19 protein-coding genes are annotated in these 20,068 nt (G+C 68.1%); 13 read left to right on the top strand and 6 right to left on the bottom strand.

Features of this window, described 5'->3' with window-relative positions:
* Positions 1 to 66: 66 nt before the first annotated feature.
* Entirely contained in the window at positions 67 to 1,104 is a 1,038-nt protein-coding gene (gene coaA / locus IIE29_RS02000; RefSeq protein WP_209323508.1) for a type I pantothenate kinase, read from the bottom strand.
* 195 nt (positions 1,105 to 1,299) lie between these two features.
* Here coaA and glmS point away from each other — a divergent pair, with 195 nt between their 5' ends.
* The 4 genes from glmS (at position 1,300) to IIE29_RS01980 (ending at position 6,558) form a co-directional block, all read left to right on the top strand.
* The gene (glmS, locus tag IIE29_RS01995) at positions 1,300 to 3,174 is read left to right on the top strand and encodes a glutamine--fructose-6-phosphate transaminase (isomerizing) (protein ID WP_209323507.1); all 1,875 of its coding nucleotides are present in this window, start codon (positions 1,300 to 1,302) and stop codon (positions 3,172 to 3,174) included.
* Positions 3,175 to 3,184: 10 nt separating this feature from the next.
* Positions 3,185 to 3,649, top strand: coding sequence for a holo-ACP synthase (locus IIE29_RS01990; protein ID WP_209323506.1), 465 nt, complete (start codon positions 3,185 to 3,187; stop codon positions 3,647 to 3,649).
* Positions 3,650 to 3,675: 26 nt separating this feature from the next.
* Positions 3,676 to 4,941, top strand: coding sequence for a M20 metallopeptidase family protein (locus IIE29_RS01985; protein ID WP_209323505.1), 1,266 nt, complete (start codon positions 3,676 to 3,678; stop codon positions 4,939 to 4,941).
* A gap of 63 nt (positions 4,942 to 5,004) precedes the next feature.
* The gene (locus tag IIE29_RS01980) at positions 5,005 to 6,558 is read left to right on the top strand and encodes a bifunctional ADP-dependent NAD(P)H-hydrate dehydratase/NAD(P)H-hydrate epimerase (RefSeq protein ID WP_209323504.1); all 1,554 of its coding nucleotides are present in this window, start codon (positions 5,005 to 5,007) and stop codon (positions 6,556 to 6,558) included.
* 67 nt (positions 6,559 to 6,625) lie between these two features.
* On the opposite strand, the gene IIE29_RS01975 is transcribed toward IIE29_RS01980, so the two are convergent.
* A complete protein-coding gene (locus tag IIE29_RS01975) occupies positions 6,626 to 7,306 on the bottom strand; it encodes a hypothetical protein (RefSeq protein WP_209323503.1) in 681 nt (226 codons plus the stop codon).
* Between the two features lie 142 nt (positions 7,307 to 7,448).
* On the opposite strand from IIE29_RS01975, the gene alr reads away from it, so the two are divergent.
* Genes alr through IIE29_RS01955 form a run of 4 tightly spaced genes read left to right on the top strand, consistent with a single transcriptional unit; the run spans position 7,449 to position 10,541 of the window.
* On the top strand, positions 7,449 to 8,654 hold the full coding sequence (gene alr, locus IIE29_RS01970) for an alanine racemase (RefSeq protein ID WP_343071760.1): 1,206 nt from the start codon (positions 7,449 to 7,451) through the stop codon (positions 8,652 to 8,654).
* Positions 8,651 to 9,262 carry a tRNA (adenosine(37)-N6)-threonylcarbamoyltransferase complex ATPase subunit type 1 TsaE gene (gene tsaE, locus IIE29_RS01965; protein WP_209323501.1) on the top strand — a complete coding sequence of 204 codons (612 nt, stop codon included), beginning with the start codon at positions 8,651 to 8,653 and terminating at the stop codon, positions 9,260 to 9,262. The genes alr and tsaE overlap by 4 nt, the downstream gene beginning before the upstream one ends.
* A complete protein-coding gene (tsaB, locus tag IIE29_RS01960; protein ID WP_209323500.1) occupies positions 9,259 to 10,044 on the top strand; it encodes a tRNA (adenosine(37)-N6)-threonylcarbamoyltransferase complex dimerization subunit type 1 TsaB in 786 nt (261 codons plus the stop codon). The genes tsaE and tsaB overlap by 4 nt, the downstream gene beginning before the upstream one ends.
* Complete coding sequence (locus tag IIE29_RS01955; RefSeq protein ID WP_209323499.1) at positions 10,041 to 10,541, top strand: GNAT family N-acetyltransferase; 501 nt, start codon at positions 10,041 to 10,043, stop codon at positions 10,539 to 10,541. The genes tsaB and IIE29_RS01955 overlap by 4 nt, the downstream gene beginning before the upstream one ends.
* A 63-nt stretch (positions 10,542 to 10,604) precedes the next feature.
* Here IIE29_RS01955 and IIE29_RS01950 read toward each other — a convergent pair whose 3' ends face one another.
* Positions 10,605 to 11,243 carry a biliverdin-producing heme oxygenase gene (locus IIE29_RS01950; RefSeq protein WP_209323498.1) on the bottom strand — a complete coding sequence of 213 codons (639 nt, stop codon included), beginning with the start codon at positions 11,241 to 11,243 and terminating at the stop codon, positions 10,605 to 10,607.
* A 178-nt stretch (positions 11,244 to 11,421) separates the two neighbouring features.
* Here IIE29_RS01950 and IIE29_RS01945 point away from each other — a divergent pair, with 178 nt between their 5' ends.
* The 4 genes from IIE29_RS01945 to IIE29_RS01930 are packed head-to-tail and all read left to right on the top strand — an operon-like array spanning position 11,422 to position 14,648.
* Positions 11,422 to 12,369, top strand: coding sequence for an aldo/keto reductase (locus IIE29_RS01945; RefSeq protein ID WP_209323497.1), 948 nt, complete (start codon positions 11,422 to 11,424; stop codon positions 12,367 to 12,369).
* Positions 12,366 to 12,983, top strand: coding sequence for an SRPBCC family protein (locus IIE29_RS01940; RefSeq protein WP_209323496.1), 618 nt, complete (start codon positions 12,366 to 12,368; stop codon positions 12,981 to 12,983). Before IIE29_RS01945 ends, IIE29_RS01940 begins: the two co-directional genes overlap by 4 nt.
* Positions 12,980 to 14,059: a tRNA (adenosine(37)-N6)-threonylcarbamoyltransferase complex transferase subunit TsaD gene (tsaD, locus tag IIE29_RS01935; protein WP_209323495.1), complete on the top strand. Its 1,080-nt coding sequence runs from the start codon at positions 12,980 to 12,982 to the stop codon at positions 14,057 to 14,059. The genes IIE29_RS01940 and tsaD overlap by 4 nt, the downstream gene beginning before the upstream one ends.
* Positions 14,046 to 14,648 (top strand): NUDIX domain-containing protein, encoded by a 603-nt coding sequence (locus IIE29_RS01930; protein WP_209323494.1) that lies wholly within the window; start codon positions 14,046 to 14,048, stop codon positions 14,646 to 14,648. The genes tsaD and IIE29_RS01930 overlap by 14 nt, the downstream gene beginning before the upstream one ends.
* A 359-nt stretch (positions 14,649 to 15,007) precedes the next feature.
* On the opposite strand, the gene IIE29_RS01925 is transcribed toward IIE29_RS01930, so the two are convergent.
* Complete coding sequence (locus tag IIE29_RS01925; protein WP_209323493.1) at positions 15,008 to 16,135, bottom strand: glutamate--cysteine ligase; 1,128 nt, start codon at positions 16,133 to 16,135, stop codon at positions 15,008 to 15,010.
* A gap of 146 nt (positions 16,136 to 16,281) precedes the next feature.
* Here IIE29_RS01925 and IIE29_RS01920 point away from each other — a divergent pair, with 146 nt between their 5' ends.
* On the top strand, positions 16,282 to 17,961 hold the full coding sequence (locus tag IIE29_RS01920; protein ID WP_209323492.1) for a glycoside hydrolase family 3 N-terminal domain-containing protein: 1,680 nt from the start codon (positions 16,282 to 16,284) through the stop codon (positions 17,959 to 17,961).
* 102 nt (positions 17,962 to 18,063) lie between these two features.
* Here IIE29_RS01920 and IIE29_RS01915 read toward each other — a convergent pair whose 3' ends face one another.
* Complete coding sequence (locus IIE29_RS01915; protein WP_209323491.1) at positions 18,064 to 18,957, bottom strand: C40 family peptidase; 894 nt, start codon at positions 18,955 to 18,957, stop codon at positions 18,064 to 18,066.
* Positions 18,958 to 19,213: 256 nt separating this feature from the next.
* Positions 19,214 to 20,047 (bottom strand): sulfurtransferase, encoded by an 834-nt coding sequence (locus tag IIE29_RS01910; RefSeq protein WP_209323490.1) that lies wholly within the window; start codon positions 20,045 to 20,047, stop codon positions 19,214 to 19,216.
* Between the last annotated feature and the right edge of the window lie 21 nt (positions 20,048 to 20,068).

Below are 20,068 nucleotides of genomic sequence, written 5' to 3'. Positions count from 1 at the left end.
CAACAGTGCACACAGTGCAACTGTTTCTGGAGTGAAACTATTTCCTCGCCGGCTGCGCGACCTCGCTCACAGCTTGCGCAGCTGGACCTTCCGGATCGTGTGATCGGCGGACTTGTGGAGCACGAGGTCGGCCCGGCCGCGGCTGGGCTGGACGTTCTCGCGCAGGTTCGGGAAGTTGATGGAGTCCCAGATCTCCGTGGCCAGGGTGACGGCTTCGTCGTCGTCGAGCTGTGAGTAGCGGTGGAAGTAGGAGTCCTCGTCCTGGAACGCACCGTGCTTGAGCTTGAGGAAGCGGGAGACGTACCACTGCTTGATGTCCCGGGAGCGGGCGTCGACGTAGACGGAGAAGTCGAAGTAGTCGCTGATCGCCAGCCCCACGGTGCCGTCCTGGCGGGGGCGTGCGGGCTGCAGGACGTTGAGGCCTTCGACGATGAGGACATCGGGGGAGCGGACGACCACCTCGGCGCCGGGGACGATGTCGTAGGTGTGGTGGGAGTACACGGGGGCTCGGACTTCCGGGGAGCCGGCCTTGACGGCGGAGATGAACTTGAGCAGTTTGCGCCGGTCATAGGATTCGGGGAATCCCTTCCGGCCGGTCAGGCGGCGGCGGGCGAGCTCGGCATTGGGGTAGAGGAACCCGTCGGTGGTGATGAGTTCGACGCGGGGAGTGTCGGGCCACCGGGCGAGCAGTTCGCGCAGCACGCGTGCGGTCGTCGACTTCCCGACGGCCACGGAGCCTGCCACTCCGATGACGAAGGGCGTGCGCTTGGCGTCCTGCGGCTCCAGTCCCTGCTCGTGCAGCGGCGAGAAGAACTGCCGGGTCATATCGTGTTTGGAGCGCCTGGCCGAGACGTAGAGGTTGAGCAGGCGCGACAGGGGCAGGTACACCTGGGCCACCTCGTCGAGGTTGATCCGATCGCCGAGGCCGCGCAGCCGTTCGATGTCGCGCTGCTTCAGCGGCAGGGGAGTGGCCTGGGCGAGCGTGCCCCAGACCTCACGGTCGAACTCCCAGAACGGGGACGTCGAGTCGGGTTCGCTGCGACGGGCAGGGCTGAGTCCGGCGAGCCGGCGCGCGCGGTCCAGCTGGGGGTCGACTGTGCTCATGCGCCCCATTGTGTCATGCGTCATGTTCGCTTCCCTCGCCGAGGCGGCCCGTGAGACGCGCACGGGCCGCGACCCCGTCCGCCCGGGCCGAGGCCGGGCCCGACGGGTGCCCCACCGCGTGCAGTTGATCACGTTGCCGCGATCATGACTCGCCGGAATGCGCGAGATCGGCCGCGAGTGCGTAAAATCTCCCTCATGTGTGGAATCGTTGGCTATGTATCCAAGGCCCCCATCGACAATGCCGATCATCAGGCGCTCGACGTCGTGCTCGGCGGCCTGAAGCGGCTCGAGTACCGCGGCTACGACTCGGCCGGGGTCGCGCTCGTCACCGCTGACGGTGAGCTCGCCTCGGCGAAGAAGGCCGGGAAGTTCTCCGCCCTGACCGAGGAGATCGAGGCCAACCCGCTGCCGGCCGCGCAGACCGGCATCGGCCACACGCGGTGGGCCACCCACGGCGGCCCCACCGACGTCAATGCCCACCCGCACCTGGCCGACGGCGGCAAGCTCGCGCTCATCCACAACGGCATCATCGAGAACTTCGCGCACCTGAAGAAGGACCTCGTCGCCGAGGGCGTCGAGTTCCTCTCCGAGACCGACACCGAGGTCGCCGCCGCCCAGCTGGCCAAGAACTACCGCGAGACCGGTGACCTCACCGCCGCGATGCGGATCACCGCGACCGAGCTCGAGGGCGCGTTCACCCTGCTCGCCGTCCACGCCGACGCGCCGGGACAGGTCGTGGCCGCCCGCCGCAACTCGCCGCTGGTCATCGGCCTCGGCGAGGGGGAGAACTTCCTCGGCTCCGATGTCGCCGCCTTCATCGACTACACCCGCACGGCCGTTGAGATCGGCCAGGACGAGGTCGTGACGATCACTCCGGACGAGGTCGTGATCACCGACACCCAGGGCAACCCTGTCAAGGGTGAGCGCTTCGAGGTCGACTGGGACACCGCGGCCGCGGAGAAGGGCGGCTACGCCTCCTTCATGGACAAGGAGATCCACGACCAGCCGCAGGCCATCGCCGATACGCTGCTCGGTCGTCTCGACACCGAGGGGCGACTGACCCTCGACGAGATGCACATCGATGAGTCGGTGCTGAAGTCCGTCGACAAGATCGTCGTCATCGCCTGCGGCACCGCCGCCTACGCCGGTCAGGTCGCGAAGTACGCGATCGAGCACTGGTGCCGCATCCCCACCGAGGTCGAACTCGCGCACGAGTTCCGCTACCGGGACCCCGTCGTGACCGAGAAGACCCTCGTCGTGGCGATCTCGCAGTCGGGCGAGACGATGGACACGATCATGGCCGTCCGCCACGCCCGCCAGCAGGGCGCGAAGGTCATCGCGATCTGCAACACCTTCGGCTCGACGATTCCGCGCGAATCCGATGCCGCCCTCTACACTCACGCCGGCCCGGAGATCGCCGTCGCCTCGACGAAGGCGTTCCTGTCCCAGGTCGTCGCCTGCTACCTGCTCGGCCTCTACCTCGCGCAGCTGCGCGGCAACAAGTTCCGCGACGAGATCGCGACCATCCTGTCCGAGCTGCAGACCATCCCCGAGAAGGTCCAGCACATCCTCGATGAGACGAAATCGCAGGTGCTCGCCCTGGCCGATCGCAACCAGGACGTCGGTTCGGTGCTGTTCCTCGGCCGTCACGTCGGCTATCCGGTGGCGATGGAGGGAGCGCTCAAGCTCAAGGAGCTCGCCTACATCCACGCCGAGGGCTTCGCCGCCGGTGAGCTCAAGCACGGACCGATCGCACTCATCGACGACGGCCAGCTCGTCATCATCATCGTGCCGTCCAAGCGCGGCCGGGATTCGCTGCACGCGAAGGTCATCTCGAACATCCAGGAGGTCCGCGCCCGCGGTGCGAACACCGTCGTCATCGCCGAGGAGGGAGACGAAGAGGTCGACCAGTTCGCCTCCGAGGTCATCTCCGTGCCGGAGACCACGACGCTCATGGCTCCGCTGCTGACGACGGTTCCGCTGCAGATCTTCGCGATGGAACTGGCCACGGCCAAGGGACTCGACGTCGACCAGCCGCGCAACCTCGCGAAGTCCGTCACCGTCGAGTAAGGACGAGACGATGGCCATTCTGGGAATCGGCACCGACATCGCCGATGTGCCGCGCTTCGCCGAGCACATCGAACGCGTGCCCGAACTCCTCGACCGGCTGCTGACTCCTGCCGAACAGCTCAAACGCAACGGCAAGCGCCGCACCGATGCCTCCCTGGCCGCGCGGTTCTCCGCGAAGGAGGCGCTGAAGAAGGCGATCGGCTTCCCCGGCTGGCTGCCCTGGCAGTCCGCCGAGGTGGTGCCCGCCCGCTCCGGTGCGCCCTCCTTCCGGCTGCGCGGGCTCGTGCTCGAGCACTTCAGGCGGATCGGCGGGACGAACATCCACCTGTCGATCACCCACGATGCGGACCTGACGATGACCTTCGTCATCGCCGAGGGCGAAGGTCCGTCGCTCAGTCCCGGCATCGAAGGCATCGCCGAGCACTTCAGCCACTCGATGTACCGCCCGGACGGCGGACGGGAACAGACGTCCTGAGCTCAGGAGTCATAGACTGAGGGATCATGAGCTCACTTCCCGATCCCACCGAGGCAGTCGCCTCCTCCGTCCACCTGCCCACCGCCGACGACGCCGCGGACATCGCCCCCGGCCTGGTCGCCCTCCGGCGAGAGCTGCACGAGAACGTCGAGCTCGGCCTCGATCTGCCGATCACGCAGAAGCTCGTACTTGAGGCCATCGAAGGCCTCGACGTCGAGGTGAGCACGGGAGAGAGCCTGTCCTCGATCGTCGTCGTACTCCGCGGCGGCGCCCGAAGGAAGGACTCGACCGGGGTCGTGCCCGCCGTGCTCCTGCGCGGGGATATGGACGGGCTGCCCGTGACCGAGGCCACCGGCTTCGACTTCGCGGCCACCTCGGGCAGGATGCACGCCTGCGGCCACGATCTGCACACCGCCGGCCTCGTCGGTGCGCTCAAACTCCTCCACCGGGACCGCGAATCCCTGCCCGGCGACGTCGTCTTCATGTTCCAGCCGGGTGAGGAAGGCTATGACGGGGCCGGGAAGATGATCGGCGAAGGCGTCCTCGACGCCGCCGGCCCACGCGTCAAAGCCGCCTTCGGCATCCACGTCTCCGCCGACGCCGACCTCGGTGTGGCCTTCAGCCGTCCGGGGCCCTATATGGCGGCGTTCTCGAAGATGACGATCACGGTGACCGGCAAGGGCACCCACGCCTCCCGCCCGGCCACCGGCAAGGACCCGATCCAGGTCGGTGCCATGCTTGTGGGCCAGCTCCAGGAGTACGTCACCCGCCGCTTCGACATCTTCGACCCGATCGTCATCACCGTCGGCCAGTTCAACGGCGGCACCGCACCGAACGTCGTCCCCGACAGCGCCTCCCTCGTCGTGAGCGTGCGCACCTTCTCCGAAACCGTCACCGCCCGCGCCGAGGTGGAGCTGCCCCAGCTCGTGCGCGACCTCGTCGCCGCGCACGGTCTCAATGCCGATGTCGACTACGAGTCCGTCCTGCCGCCGACGATCAACGACGATGCCGAGGCCGAGTTCTTCCTGTCCACCTTCGCCGACCTCTTCGGACCCGAGCGTGCGGTGCGCAGAGCGAACCCGCACCCGGGCTCCGAGGACTTCTCCCGCGTGCTGGCCCAGGTGCCCGGCGCCTATGGGCATTTCGGTGTGGCGCTGCCGAACCTGCCGGTCGCAGAGCGCGAGGCCAACCATTCCCCGCGTGCCCGCCACAGCGACGACGGGCTGGCCGACCACGCTCTGTTCCTCGCCCATCTGGCCGGGCGCAGACTCGTCCAGCTGGCCGAGGACTGATCGGGCTGTCGCCGGAGACGGCATACGGTTGAGGCAGAACGTCGAGACGTGAAGGAGCAGTCGATGAGTGTGTTCGCCTATCCGAGCGAGGTCATCCGCGAGGCCGAGGTGCCTCTTCTCGAAGCCGGTGTCGCTCTCATGGCCCGGGCGGCCCGCGCCCTGGCGAACATCGCCGGAGAGACGCTGGCGACTGACAGGGGCCGGGTCACCGGCTCCCGCGTCTGTGTGCTGGCAGGCCCGGGCAACAACGCCGGGGACGCTCTCTTCGCCGCGGCCGCTCTCGCCCGGCGGGGCGCGGCCGTCACGATCATCACCCTCTTCGAGCATACGCACGCCGAGGGGCTGGCCGCCGCCCGCCGCAGCGGGGCCCAGGTCATCGCCTTCGCCGCCGACCCCGCCGAGGCGACTGCCGCCGGCCCCGCCGACCCCGACCACGCCGAAGCGCTGCGGGAGCTGACGCGCGCCGATCTCGTCCTCGACGGCATCCTCGGCACGGGCGGCAGGAGAGGCCTGCCCGAGCACATCGCCGGACTCATCGCCGCCTGGGCTCCGCATCGCAGGGGCCGTCTCATCGCCGTCGACGTGCCGTCCGATCTCAGCTTCGAAACGACAGGCGCCGAGCAGCGGATCCACGCCGACCGGACCGTGACCTTCGGCGGCCTCAAGGCCGAACTCGTCGATCCGCGAGTGAGCGCATTCACCGGCGCCATCGACGTCATCGACATCGGACTCGACCTCGACCCGGAGCTGGCGACTGCAGAGCTGCTCGACGAGGGCGACCTCGTCACCGGCTTCCCCCGCCCCGCAGACGACGGGCACAAATACTCGCGGGGGATCGCCGGGGTGCTGGCCGGGTCGGAGGAGTATCCGGGCGCCGGCGTGCTCACGACCACCTCGGCGGTGAATTCCGGGGCCGGCATGGTGCGCTGCCTCGGGTCTGCGGCCGTGGCCGAATTCGTCATCGGCCTGCACCCCGAGGTGGTCACCGCCTCCGGCCGGGTCGACGCGGTCGTCCTCGGCCCAGGAGATCCCGAACCCGAATTCCTCCAACCCGTCATCGACGCGCTGACAGGCACCACGATCCCGGTCGTCATCGACGCGGGCGGCCTCGACATGGTCGGACGCGCCGAGACGATGGCCGACACCTGGCTGGGCGATCGTCCCCTCCTCATCACCCCGCATGCCGCAGAGCTGGCGCGGCTGCTCAGCCGCCTCCTCGGCGAGATCATCACGGCCGGTCGGATCGGTCAGGACCCGCTCGGCTGGGCCCGGCAGGCAGCGGAGCTGACCGGAGCGATCGTCCTGCTCAAGGGCCACCACACGGTCATCGCCGCCCCCGATGGGCATACGGTGCTGCCCGAACCGGGGCCGGCGAGCCTGGCCACGGCGGGAGCCGGCGATGTGCTGGCCGGGGTGCTCGGCGGGCTCTTCGCGATCGCCTCGGCCCGCAGCCGCTACAGCAGCGATGATCGGTCGCTGCTGTCGCATCAATGGGCTCGCCTGGCCGGACTCGCCGTGCTGATCCACAATGCCGCCGGACGGCGGGCGATCAACGCCTCCGGAATCGCCGACGCCCTCGCCGAGGTGGTCGACGCTCTCATCCACGGCCAGGACTGAGGCTCACTCCCACGAGGGCGGGCCGGGGCAGGCCCAGCCACACGCCCGCCCCGGCCCGAGCGCATCCTCAGTGGATGACGATCTGCGTCTTCGTCGCCCCCTCCCACTTCATCGCCTTGACGAGGCTGGCCTCATACATCGACACGCACCCGGCGGTCTTCATCGACTCGGTGTTCGCATGGAGGAAGATCGCCGAACCCTTGCCCGGAGTGCGAGCCTCGTTGTACCCGATGACCTGGGCATATTTGTACGGTTTGGGCTGATAGAGCGATTCGCCCGTATACCCCTCGGACTTCAGCTGCATCGTGTTGTAGCCTTCCGCCTTGGTCGCATCACCGTCGACCCAGACATGGTCACGGGTGACCTTCGTCCAGGGCTTCTGCAGACCGGGATTGCTCGACGTGCCGAAGCCCTCGCGCATCCAGAACACGCCCTTCGGGGTCTTGCCGTCGCCTTCGCGCTTGTCCGCCGTCGTCCCGTTGTACCCGAGCCGGGCCTTGAGCGGACCGCTGTCGCGCACATAACGGCTGCCGGACTTGCGGCACAGATAGATGTCGGCGGTGACCGTCGAGCGCTGTCTGACCTCGATGGCCTTCGCCGCCGTGACCTTCGAGTTCGATTCGATGCCGGTGCAGTGCTTCGCCGCCGCCGAGGCGGCCCCGGCACCCGAGGCGAGGGTGAGGACCGCGGCGAACAGCGCGGTTACGAGCACCATGGCCAGGGTGCGAGCGGATGTGCTGGTGTGCATGACTGTCTCCTTCGTCGTCAATTGCGTCCGCGGCCGCCGGCAGGATCGCCCGTGGCCGCGGGGGTTCATCGTAACGGAGGCCACGGCCGGCTCCGGGGTCCCGATACAGCCCGGTGGGAGGTGTCGGCGGTACTCTTGTCCAGTGACATCTTTCGACATTCCCGAGGCGCTGGTCCGGGCGGAGATCGACGAGGCGGCCCTGCGCGACAATGCCGCAGCACTGGCCTCGCAGCTCGCCCCCGCCCGTCTCAAATGCGTCGTCAAGGCCAATGCCTATGGTCACGGAGTCGACATCGTCGCCCCTGCCCTCTTCGCGGCCGGTCGGCGCGAGTTCTGTGTGGCCACGATCCCCGAGGCCCTGGAGCTGCGCAGCCTGCTCGGTCCCGAGGCCGAGATCCTCGCCTGGCTCTACGGGCCGACCACCGACCTCGACGAGGCGGTGCGGGCAGGCATCGAACTCGGCGTCTCGACGGTCGCCAGCCTCGATCGTCTGGCCGCCGCGGCCCAGCGCACGGGCACGACGGCCCGGCTCCACCTCAAGATCGACACCGGGCTGGGCCGCAACGGACTCGCTCCGGATGCGCTGGTCCGTGCCTTCGAATGGCTGCGCCGGGCCGCTGAGGACGGATGCCCGGACATCCGCGTCGTCGGCATCATGAGCCACTTCGCGGTCGCCGACGAACCCGAACGCCCCGAGACCGCCGCGCAGAGTGCGGTCTTCTCCTCCGCTCACGGGCAGCTTCGGGCGGTCCTCGACGCCGCCGACGGTCGCCTCGGCGATTCCGAGGCCCTCGACGTGCACATCGCGAACTCACCGGGCGCGCTCACCCTCGGCCCCTGTCCGGGCACCTCGGCGCGAGTGGGGCTGGCGCTCTACGGACTCTCCCCGCTCGAGGGAACGGATTCGGAGGCGCTCGGGCTGCGACCGGCCCTGCGGCTGCTGTCCACGGTCATCAACCTCAAGGACATCCCCGCAGGTCACGGCGCCTCCTACGGGCTGACTTTCACGGCCGCGACGGACACCCGGTTCGCGCTCGTGCCCGGCGGATACGGTGACGGTCTTCCCCGCGCGGCATCGAACCGCGCCGAGGTGGCCATCCGCGGCCGCCGCTATCCCGTCGTCGGACGCATCGCCATGGATCAGATGATCATCGACATCGGTGCCGGAAACGAGGACGTGGCCATCGGCGACGAGGTCGTCATCTTCGGCCCCGGCGGCCCGAGCGCGGCCGAATGGGGGATCTGGGCGGACACGATCAACTACGAGATCGTCACCCAGCTCAGCGCCCGCGTCCACCGGTGCGTGCGAAACGACGGCACGGATGTGACAGAAGGAGGCGGACGATGAGGGTCGAGATCGAATCGCTGGAGCAGATGCGCACCGTCGCCGAGGTGCTGGCCGGACATCTGCAGGCCGGAGATCTGCTCATCCTCACGGGCAACCTCGGTGCCGGTAAGACGACCTTCACCCAGTCCCTGGGCGCGGCCCTCGACGTGGCCGGGCGGATCACCTCGCCGACCTTCATCATCGCCCGCGAACACCCGTCACGGGCCGGAGGTCCCGCCCTCGTCCATGTCGACGCCTACCGGCTCGCCGATGGTGAGGAGCTCGAGGACCTCGACCTCGACTCCGAACTCGACGAATCGATCACCGTCGTCGAATGGGGTGCCGGGATGGCCGAGCAGCTGAGCAGCGACTATCTCGAGATCACCATCGCCCCGGTGCAGTCTGACGAGCCCAGCGGTGCGGCCGCCGGCGGCTCCGGCACGCAGAGGCAGACCGACGCTCAGACGGACGGCGAGGCGGCCGACGACGCCGAGGACGAGGAGGCCGAGGACGAACGACGCACCGTCGACCTCACCGGCCACGGCACCTCATGGGCCGAGCGGCTGCCGCAGCTGCACGCGGCGATCACAGCAGTCGAAGGCATGACGTCCGGGGGAGAGAGACCATGATCATTCTCAGCATCGACACCTCGCAGGCGGCGTCCGTGGCGCTCGTGGACACGGACTCCGGTGAGGTCATCGCCGCCGAAGCCGCCGATGACCGACGCCGGCACGTCGAATTCATCGGGCCGGCGCTCGCCCGAGTGCTCGCCGCCGATGCCCGTCCCGACCTCGTCGTCGTCGGCATCGGGCCCGGCCCGTTCACCGGCCTGCGCGTGGGCATCGCCGCGGGAATCGCGGTCGGGCAGGCCCGCGGCATCCCAGTCAGAGGTCTGCTCTCCCACGCCGCGATCGCCGCACAGCTGGTGCGGACCGGGCGGGCGGACGCGGCCGGAACCGGTGTCGCAGCGTCGTCTGCAGACGCGTCCGCTGCCTCCGGCCGTCCGGTGCTCATCGCCTCCGATGCCCGGCGCAGAGAGGTGTACTTCAGCGTCTATGACTCCGTCGATGCCTCCCTGAGCTCCGGTCCCTTCGTGGCCCGGCCCGATGAGGTCGCCGCGGTGCTCGCCGACCACGGCTTCGGCCTCGAGCGGCCCGACCCCGCCGGAGAGGCTTCTTCGGCCGCTGGTCTCACGCCGATCGGCGTACGGTGCGGACGCGGGTTCCTCCTCTATGCCGATGTTCTCGGCGCTCCGACACAGGAGGAGATCTCGGACCCGCGCGCCGAGTTCCTCGCTCTCGCCGCCGCCCGCGAACTCGCCGCCGGCAGGCAGCTGGGCGAACCGGTCCCCGAATACCTGCGCGAACCCGATGCGAAGGCCGCTCCGGTCCGCGAGAGTTCGCTGAGATGACTTCCGAGACGACCATCGCCGAGCTGCCCTGGTGGGATCTCGCCGAGGTCGCCGCGCATGATGCGGAGGTCTTCGGGCCCACCGCATGGACGCTTCGCTACTACTGGTCGGTCAAGGCGCAGAACGGCACGGCCGTGCTCGCAGCCAGAACCGAGCCGAGGCCGGGAAACGGCGCGGACCAGTCTGGGGGCACGTCCGCCTCGGCGGGGGAGCTGGTCGGGTGGATCGTCATGTCCGCGGCCGGCGGCGAAGCCGATGTGATGACGATCGCGACCACCGAGGCGGCACGCGGCGAGGGCATCGGCCGGGCACTGCTCCTGGCCGGCCTCGACTGGGCCAGGGAGCGAGGAGCCGCAGTCGTCCACCTCGAGGTCGACGAGCGCAACTTCGCAGCGCTGGCCCTGTACTCCTCCCTCGGCTTCGAGGAATGGGGGAGACGACCGGACTATTACCCCGGGGCTGCGGCCGTGCTCATGCGGGCTCGGGTTCAGGACTGACCGGGACCACATTCGGGCGGTCGTCTCGGTGGCGGGTTCCGGCGGTGGTCGCAGGTGCCTGTTTCAGGCGACCGTGACCGTCCGACGTTCTGTGGCCTCGGTGAGGTCGACGAGGAGCTCGCCGTTGAGGCGGAAGGCCTCCATCGTCTCGTCGATGACGATCTGTTCGTCGCCCCCGGCCGCGGCCACCTCGTCGAGGCGGCGACGGTAGGCGTCCTTATACGGCTTCGTCTTTCCGATCCCGGTGAAGTCCCACATCGTCAGTGACGTGGCCGGCAGGGCGTAGTGACGGCGCATGAGAGTTCCGATGGCTTGCCCGCCGGACAGGTCGCCGAGGTAGCGCGTGTAATGGTGGGCGATGACCTGTTCGGGGCTGTCGAGGCTCTCCAGATGAGACGCATAGGCGTTCGCGCTGGGCATGACGGGCAGCTCGGTGCCCTCAAGCGCGGCGAGATCTGCGGCGATGCAGTCGGAGCGGAAGAGCAGGGCGTCGTGGAACGGGGCGAAGACGGGATCGCCGGCGAAGTCCCGCGACCTCGCCTCGAGCACCGGGTAGATGACATCGTACTGCCGGAGCAGGAGCGCATAGGCCCGGGCATCGAGGCGGCCCTCCATGAGGTCGACCATGAACGTGGTGTGCTCGACCTCGTCATGGATGGCGGCAGTGCTGCTCTTGAGGCGAGCGGAGAACTGTTCGGTCATTGCGGTTCCTCGGGGAGAAGACGGCGAGCAGGAAGCCTGCTCGTCGGGGGTGGGTTTCCATGGCACGTCGACGCTGATCTTGAGATGAGCTTAGCCTAAGTTTACTGCGGAGGGCCAGACCCTGATCCGGCAGATGGGCAGACCCTGATCCTTCAGACGAGGCGAGTAGGCTGGAGGCATGACACGTGTGCAATTGGCAGATACCGATCTCTTCGTCCACCCACTGCAACTGGGCGGCAACCCCTTCGGATGGGGCGCGGATCGGGATCAGAGCTTCGCGGTCCTCGACGCCTACGTCGAGGCGGGCGGGAACTTCATCGACACGGCCGATGCCTACTCGGCCTGGGTCGAGGGAAACTCCGGCGGCGAATCCGAGACGATCATCGGCGAATGGATGAAGGCCCGCGGCAACCGCGAAGAGCTGGTCATCGCGACGAAGGTCGGCATGCATCCCGAGCGCAAGGGCCTCGACCCGGCGAATATCCGGGACGGCGTCGACGACTCGCTGCGTCGTCTGGGCACCGATCACATCGACGTCTACTATGCCCACCGCGACGATGAGGAGGTCGACCAGGTCGCCGTGGCCGAGACCTTCGACGCGCTGGTGCGCTCCGGCAAAGTCAGCTACCTCGGTGCCTCGAACTTCAGCCTCGAACGGCTGCAGAACGCGCGTAAGATCTCCACGAAGTTCTCCCTCGCCTGCTACCGGGTCGTCCAGGACCGGTTCAACCTCGTCTCCCGCGCCGCCGTCGATCCCCAGAAGCAGGCCTACCTGCGCTCAGAAGGCATCGCCGAACTGCCCTTCCACTCCCTGGCGTCCGGGTTCCTCACCGGCAAGCACACCGGAGGAGACGCCACCGGAAGCGTGCGCGGCGACCGGGTGGCCGATTTCGTCGAGGATCAGAAGGCCCTCGGCGCCCTCGAAGTCCTCCACGACGTCGCCTCCGCCCATGATGCGACGATGACGGCCACGGCCATCGCCTGGCAGCTCGGCCACGACTTCATCCCCTCGACCATCGCCTCGGCGCGAGTGCCCGAACAGCTCACCGAGCTGCTCGCCGGTGTCGAGATGCAGCTGAGCGCCGAGGAGATCACGGCCTTGACAGAATCGTGGGTGGAGGAATGAGCACGACCTCCCCGCGCCTGGTCACCTGGGAGAACGGCACCGACCTCGTCATCGAGATGCCTCTGGCACTCGACGTCGAACGGGTCTGGGACGCACTGACCGACAGCGCGAGTGTGAGGACCTGGTTCGCCCCGTTCCGCCTCGGCGAGGAACCTGCGAACACCGACACCGACGCCGACAACGACGCCGACGCCGACACTGACAACGACGCCGACGCACCGGCGGCCCGCCCGATCACCTTCGAACTCGAGGACGTCGAACTCACCGGAACGGTCCTCAGCTGCGAGACCTGCGACCATGTGCTGTTCGAACTCGAGGGCTTCGGAGTGCTGGGCATCCGGCTCGTGCCCCTCGACGATGACGCCGGCCAGGGGACTTCGGACGCAGGACAGGGGACTTCGGACGCCGGTCGGGAGACCCTGCTGGTGTTCACCCAGACGGCCGCCGATGCCGACGCCGCCCGGACGCGGGCCGAGGAATTCGGGCCGATGTGGGACACTCACCTGCGACTGTTCGCCCGCACCCTCGGGGCCGAGGTCGCCGAGATGAGCGAACCCGAACTCGACGCTGTCTACTCGAACCTCGAACTCGAGACAGCAGAGGCCGAATCATGAGCGAACCACTCGTCCTCGGCATCGAATCCTCCTGTGACGAGACCGGAGTGGGAATCGTGCGCGGCCGCCGACTGCTGACGAACACTGTCTCCTCGTCGATGGACGAGCACGTGCGCTTCGGCGGCGTCGTGCCGGAAGTCGCCTCCCGTGCCCATGTGCAGGCCATCGGCCCGGCCATCGCCTCGGCCTGTGAGACCGCCGAGGTGGAGCTGTCCGACATCGACGCCGTCGCCGTGACTGCGGGCCCGGGTCTGTCCGGTGCGCTCATGGTCGGTGTGGGCGCGGCCAAAGGGCTCGCCGCGGCACTCGACCGACCGCTCTACGGGGTCAACCACCTGGCCGCCCACGTCGCCGTCGATCTCGTGGCCGAGGACGTCGACGGGTTGACCACCCCGACCATCGCCCTGCTCGTCTCCGGCGGACACACGGAGATCCTGCGCCTCGGCGATGTGGTCGATGACATCGAGCTACTCGGTGCGACCATCGACGACGCTGCCGGCGAGGCCTTCGACAAGACCGCCCGTCTGCTCGGCCTCAGCTATCCGGGCGGGCCGAACATCTCGAAGGCGGCCCTCGGCCTGCTCGACGGCACCGGGGTCCCCGGCGACCGGACAGCGGTGAAGTTTCCCCGCGGACTGGCGAAGAAGCAGGATCTGCGCGATCCCGAACGCCGGTACAACTTCTCCTTCTCCGGTCTCAAGACCGCGGCCCTGCGCGAAGTCACCAAGGCCGAGACGCTCGGCACCGACCTGCGCGTGGCCGATATCGCCGCCGGATTCGAAGACGCCGTCGTCGACGTGCTCGTGACCAAGACCCTGCTCGCTGCGGCCGATACAGGAATCGACCATGTCGTCCTCGGTGGGGGAGTGGCCGCGAACACCCACCTGCGGGAGGTGCTCGCCGCTCGCTGTGCCGAGGCAGGGGTGACCCTGCGGGTGCCGCCGTTGAGGCTGTGCACCGACAACGGGGCGATGGTCGCAGCCCTCGGAGCCGAACTCGTCTCGCGCGGGATCGGGCCCAGCGACCTGTCCTTCGCCGCCGTCTCCTCCCTGGATGTCGATCATGTCCTCGTCTGAGAACGAAGAGGCCCGTGCCGCGAGCGATTCTGCGAAACGCGCGGCGGACAGCGCCGCGAGCGAAGCCGCGGAGCGGAACGCTCAGGCGGCGAAGTCGACGCGCCTGCCGGACGGTCGGCCGCCTCGGCGATCAGGCGACGGATGGACCTACGGATCCGACGGGAAGAAGCACTGGGGGCTCAACGGTGCTGCCGGGCTCATGCTCGTCGACCCCGAACGCGGGGTGCTCATGCAGCACCGGGCGCTGTGGTCGGTCGAGGGAGGGACCTGGGGCTTCCCCGGCGGCGCACGTGACATGGGCGAGTCGGCCATCGACGCCGCGGTCCGCGAGTCCTGGGAGGAAGCCGGGGTGCCGGACGAGGACGGTTCGGGCATCGAGATCCTCGAGACCCATGTCCTCGACCTCGACACGTGGTCCTATACGACGGTGATCGCGAAGACCCTGCGCCGCTTCGACGCTGTCATCAGCGACCCCGAGAGCATCCAGCTGGCCTGGGTGCCGCTCGACGAGCTCCGGGACTATCCGCTGCATCCGGGCGTCGCTTCTGCGCTGCCGACTCTGCTGGATCTTCTCCGTCCGCATCTGTAGGCCAGCCGCGCACTTCTGCGTCAGCCGCCCACACCTCTAGCCCAGATGCACGCCGAGAAACGCGTGCGCGCGCTCTGTGTCAGGCTGTTGTGAGACAGCCTGCCACAGAGGGTGCGCACCCGTGTTTCGGTACTTGACCCGTCTTTCGATGGGTGAGCCATGAGGACTGGTCGCGAACGGATAGTTTTGGCGCGGAGACGTCTCCGTTCATGACCAGTGTTTCGGGAGAACGTCGCCGCAGCCGCACGTAGGCAGCTGCCCGGGTGGCTGAGTGTCTCCTGCGGGCGGATCCACTGCGAAATCCCATCGAGAATCACGACGGATCCGCCCGCAGAAAGCATGTGCAGGCCCCGGGCCCCCTAGGTGTAGGAGGTGCGGAGGTCGCCGATGAGGGAACGGGTCACCTCGGTCAGCGACCCGGTGGACCGGAACACTCGCTGCAGACGCTGGTACGGCACACCGCGTTCGATGATCGACGTGATGGAGTGCAGCTCGTCGGCGCAGCCGAGGCGTTCGGCGACCGGGCTCAGGCGGGCGATCTCATCGGCCAGGCACTCGGTGACGAGCCGCTCATCGGCCGCGGCGTTTTCGATGATGATCGCATCCATGCCGTAGCGGGCCGCCCGCCACTTGTTCTCGTTGTGGAACCAATCGGACATCGTCGGCAGGGTCTCACCGGCGTCGAGGCGGGCGGAGAAGTCATCGACGAGGCACTGGATGAACGCGGTGATCGCGAGGATCTCCTCCAAGGTCGGAAGTCCGTCGCAGACGCGGACCTCGACGGTGCCCCAATGCGGAGCCGGGCGGATGTCCCAGCGGATCTCATTGATGTGATCGATGATGCCGGTGGTGAGCATGTCGTCGACGTACTTCTCGTAGTCGGACCACTGATCGAACTGGAACGGCAGACCCGCGGTGGGCAGCTGCTGGAACATCATCGCCCGGTTCGAGGCATACCCGGTGTCCGTGCCGCCCCAAAAAGGAGAGGACGCGGACAGAGCCTGCAGGTGGGGGACGTAGGCGAGCAGGGCTTTGACGATCGGCAGGACCTTGTCTCTGGAGTCGATTCCGACGTGGACGTGGACGCCGAAGATGAGCATGTTCCGCCCCCACCACTGGGTGCGATCGACGAGTTCGAGGTAGCGGTCCTTGGCCCGGACCTCCTGCGACTGCCACTGCGCGAAGGGGTGAGTGCCCGCAGACATGAGTTCGATGCCGCGCGCTTCGGTCAGCTTCCGCAGCGCCGCCATCGAGGTGGCCAGATCCTCGGCGACGGCCGATGCCTGAGTGTGCACACCGGTGACGAGCTCGATGGTGTTCGTGAGCATCTCACCGACGATCTGGTCCTCGAACTCGGGAGCATGTTCGGCCACATCCGCCAACAGGGTCTCGGCGGCGGGGGTCAGGTCAAGGCTCTGACTGTTCAGGAGAGCCAGTTCCCATTCGACACCGATGGTGGAGCGGGCAGAGTGAGCGAAATCGACCATGGATCGATCATAGTGGCGTGACGCCGAAACTCCCTCCTCAGCCGCCGGATTCGGACACACTGACCACCGTCCGGTGAAGCGCTGCGCAATGGCATCGACGACTGCGGCCTCACCGCCGGTTCAGGTCGACCGTCTAGCATGGGGACATGTTCTCCTCGCGCCTGAGCCTCCTGGCTCTGACCACGACCCTTGCGCTCGTCGGCTGCTCCGGCGGGGCGACGCCTGAATCCGAGACGAACGGGGAGAGAACACCCTCCCAGGCAGAGGCGCAGACCGGTGCCCAGTCCGAAACCGATACGTCCCTGTCCGACCCCGCCGAGGCGGACCCGGCCGACTACCGCGACGAGGCCGAAGACATCGTCGCAGGCTTCTCCGACGACGAACTCGCCGGTTCGCTCATCATCGGCACCTGGGACGGAACGGACACTCAGACGGCGGTGGACATGGTCGAGCAGAACCACCTCGGCGGGGTCATCGTCATGGGCTACAACCTGCCGGAGAACCCGACGACCGACCAGGTCACATCGATGACCGAACAGATCTCGGGGGCGCGCACGAAGGGCCAGCCGGTGTCGATCGGAGTCGACCAGGAAGGCGGCCCGGTCTCCCGCCTGAGCACGGCCGCACTGCCGTTCCCGCCGCTCATGGCCCTGGCCGCCACCGAGGACTCCGATCTCGTCACCCAGGCCACGACAGTGCAGGGGACGAACCTCACGGACCTCGGCTTCACCATCGACTTCGCCCCGGACTCCGACGTCACCACGGGCCCCGACGACGTGGCGATCAACGTCCGCTCGGCCGGCACCGACCACAAGGACGCCGCCGAGGTCGTCGCCGATGCGGTCACCGGCTACCGTGCCGGAGCCGTGGCCAGCTCCGCGAAGCACTTCCCGGGACACGGCCGCCTCGGCGTGGATTCGCACGAGAGCCTGCCGGTGTCGAAGAAGACGATCGAGGAGCTCGAGGACACGGATCTGCTGCCGTTCAAGTCCGCCGTCGCGGCCGAGGTGCCGATGGTGATGATGGGCCATATCGGCCTGCCCGATGCGAAGACCACGCCGGCGACACTGAACAGGAAGGCGTACTCGGCATTGCGGGACACCCTCGACTTCGACGGCGTCATCACCACGGATGCGCTGAATATGGAGGCGGTGCCGCAGAACCTGGGCGGCGGGGAGACCGTGAAGGCACTCGCCGCCGGTGCCGATATCGCGCTCATGCCGCCGGACTCGGCCGCCGCGCAGAAGGCGATCGTCACCGCGATGGGCGACGGGACGCTGCAGAAGAAGGACGTCGTGAAGAAGTCCGAACGGGTCGTCGCGATGCAGCTGGCCACCGCCGACGCGCAGAAGAGCCTGAAGTCGGGCGATGAGTCCGGGGGCGGCTCTGGAACGTCCGGAAAGGGGTCCGATGACTCCGCGGACGCCGCCGCGGACCCGAAGAAGGTCCTCACCGAGGTGGCCGAGAAGTCGCTGACCGTCCTCAAGGGCGAGTGCTCCTTCGCCGGCACTGATGCGATCTCGATCGTCGGCGGCAGCGAGAAGGAGCAGTCGGCGCTGCGGAAGGCGGCCGAGGACGTCGGACTCAAGGTCGGGTCGAGCGGAACCTCCGTGAGCCTGAGTCCGAAGAGCTCCGCCGAGGTGGCCGTCGGCACAGCTGCCCCGTGGACGATGCGCAGCACCTCGGCCTCGACCGCGGTGACGGCATATGACTCGAACCCCTACGCACTGCGGGCCGTGGCGAAATGGCTCAAGGGCGATCTCGACGCGAGCGGCACGCTGCCCGCAGAGTATGACGGCAGCGACAAAGCCCCCGACTGCGGCTGAGCCAGGGTCGCGCCCGTGAGCGCGCAGGGCTGAGCCAGACAAGGAACCCCTCGCAGGCAAGGGATGACGAGCCTGCGAGGGGTTCCGTGAGGTGGGGCCGGATCAGAGAACGCGGATGAAAGTGACGTCGCCCATCCAGCTGAAGCTGCGCTTCGAGGTGCCCGATCCCGGCGAACCGGCATCGTACATCTGTCCGCCGCCGGCGTAGATGCCCACGTGACCGGGGTGCCAGATGAGATCGCCCGGATTCGCCTCTGCCTGGGAGACGACCGTGCCGGAGGTCTTCTGCGCTCCCGACTGTCGGGGCAGATCCACGCCGACGTGGCTGTAGACCCAGGACGTGTAACCAGAGCAGTCCCAACCGCTCTGCGAGGTTCCGCCGTAGACATAGGGGGTTCCGACCCCCTTCTTCGCCCAGCCGATGACCTGCTCGGCCTTCGAACCATCGATCGGGCCCGAGCTGTCAGAGCCGCCGGAATCCTTCTTCGGGCTCTCATCCGAAGAGCCGGTGTCATCGGAGGCCTTGTCATCGGCGGTCTCTGCCTTCGCCGAATCCTCATCCGAGGACTCACTCGAATCCTCCTCGGACGTCTCGCTGGACGACGACTGAGTCTGTGCCGGAGACTCGGTCGCCGGCTCCGGTTCGGGCTTCGGCTTCGGCTTGGGCTTCGGTGCTCCCTCGGCGGTGATGACGTCGACGTCGACGGTGGCGGCGCCGCCCTGATCGCTCTTCTCGGAGCCGCTGCCGGCCTGGATGGTCGGCGTCTGGTTCTTGAACTCGACCTGAGCGTGGTCGTCCGACTCGGCTGAGACCGACGCCGTGTCGTCGGGTGTCTGCCCCGTCGCGGGGAGGACCGCCGCGGTGAGCAGGCCGCCGCTGGCGGCGACGACTGCAGCGCGACGACCGAATGCCCCGGAGTTCGCATCGAGCAGTTCGGTCAGGGGTGTCTTGACCTTGGTTTCGGCGGCGCGGCGGCCGTGCTGCTTACGTGCCACGTTTTCCTCTCGTCGTCATGAACGTTTTCACCAACTGTAACGAATCTGTGATCTTATGTCACGGTTCCGTTACAAAAGATGTGCGATCGGAAGTGTGCACTGTTTTGCGAGGTCAGAGGCTTATAGAGGGTGAAATCGAAGGGGAGTGCACGCAGGGAACACAGTACTGATCTGTGATTTAACGCACAGTCACGGGTCCCGCGTAACGATTCGTGACTGTTTCGTAACGAGCGCCGCCACGACGACGGCCGCGGCTTCAGCCGCCGGTTTCGACTGGGCGTTCAGGGTCGGCCGACCAGCCGGACCAGCTGGCAGGATAGAGACTCGCCTGCGCGCCGAGCGTCGCCAGCGCCAAGGCGTTGTGACAGGCGGTGACGCCCGAACCGCAGTAGACGCCGACCGGGCTCTCGAGCGCACCGAGTGCGGCGAACCGTCTGCGCAGGGCTGCCTCGTCGAGGAAAGCCCCATCGCTGACGTTCTCCGTCGCCGGCGCGTTCTTCGCACCGGGGATGTGCCCGGCCTGCGGATCCAGCGGTTCGGTCTCTCCGCGGAAGCGCTCCGCCGCACGGGCGTCGAGCAGCACCCCGTCCCAGGCGGACACGTCATCGGCGTCGATGACCGGCAGCGCTCCCGGGGAAATGGAGACGCTGCTCGGTGCGACCTCGGGCGAGGCGCCGGTCTCGACTTCTCCGCCGGCCGCTTCGTAGGCGGCCAGCCCGCCGTCGAGCACGCGGGCGTTCAGTCCCGCCCAGCGCAGCAGCCACCAGGCGCGGGCGGCACCGAGAGAGGAGTTGTCGTCATAGACCACGACCTCGGTGCCGGAGTCGATGCCCCAGGAACGGACCGTGTCCTGGAATTGTCCGGCGCTCGGCAAGGGGTGCCGGCCCGCTGTGGCCTCTGTGTTCGCGTGGTCGGCGAGCTCAGTGTCGAGATCGACGTAGATCGCTCCGGGGATGTGGCCGGCGGCGAAGTCGTCCCGGCCATCGGGCTTCGGCAGGGTCCAGCGGACGTCGAGCAGCCTCGGCGCGCGCGACGAGGTCTGCAGTCTCAGCAGTTCTGCGGCGCTGATGAGGACGTCGGAGCGGTTCATTTCGGTCTCCTTCTGCGGGGT

Origin of the sequence: Brevibacterium renqingii (assembly GCF_017808095.1) — a bacterium.
Classification (GTDB): Bacteria; Actinomycetota; Actinomycetes; order Actinomycetales; family Brevibacteriaceae; genus Brevibacterium; species Brevibacterium renqingii.
Note: the sequence above shows the minus strand (reverse complement) of the source record. Positions and strands in the feature narration are given on the sequence as shown.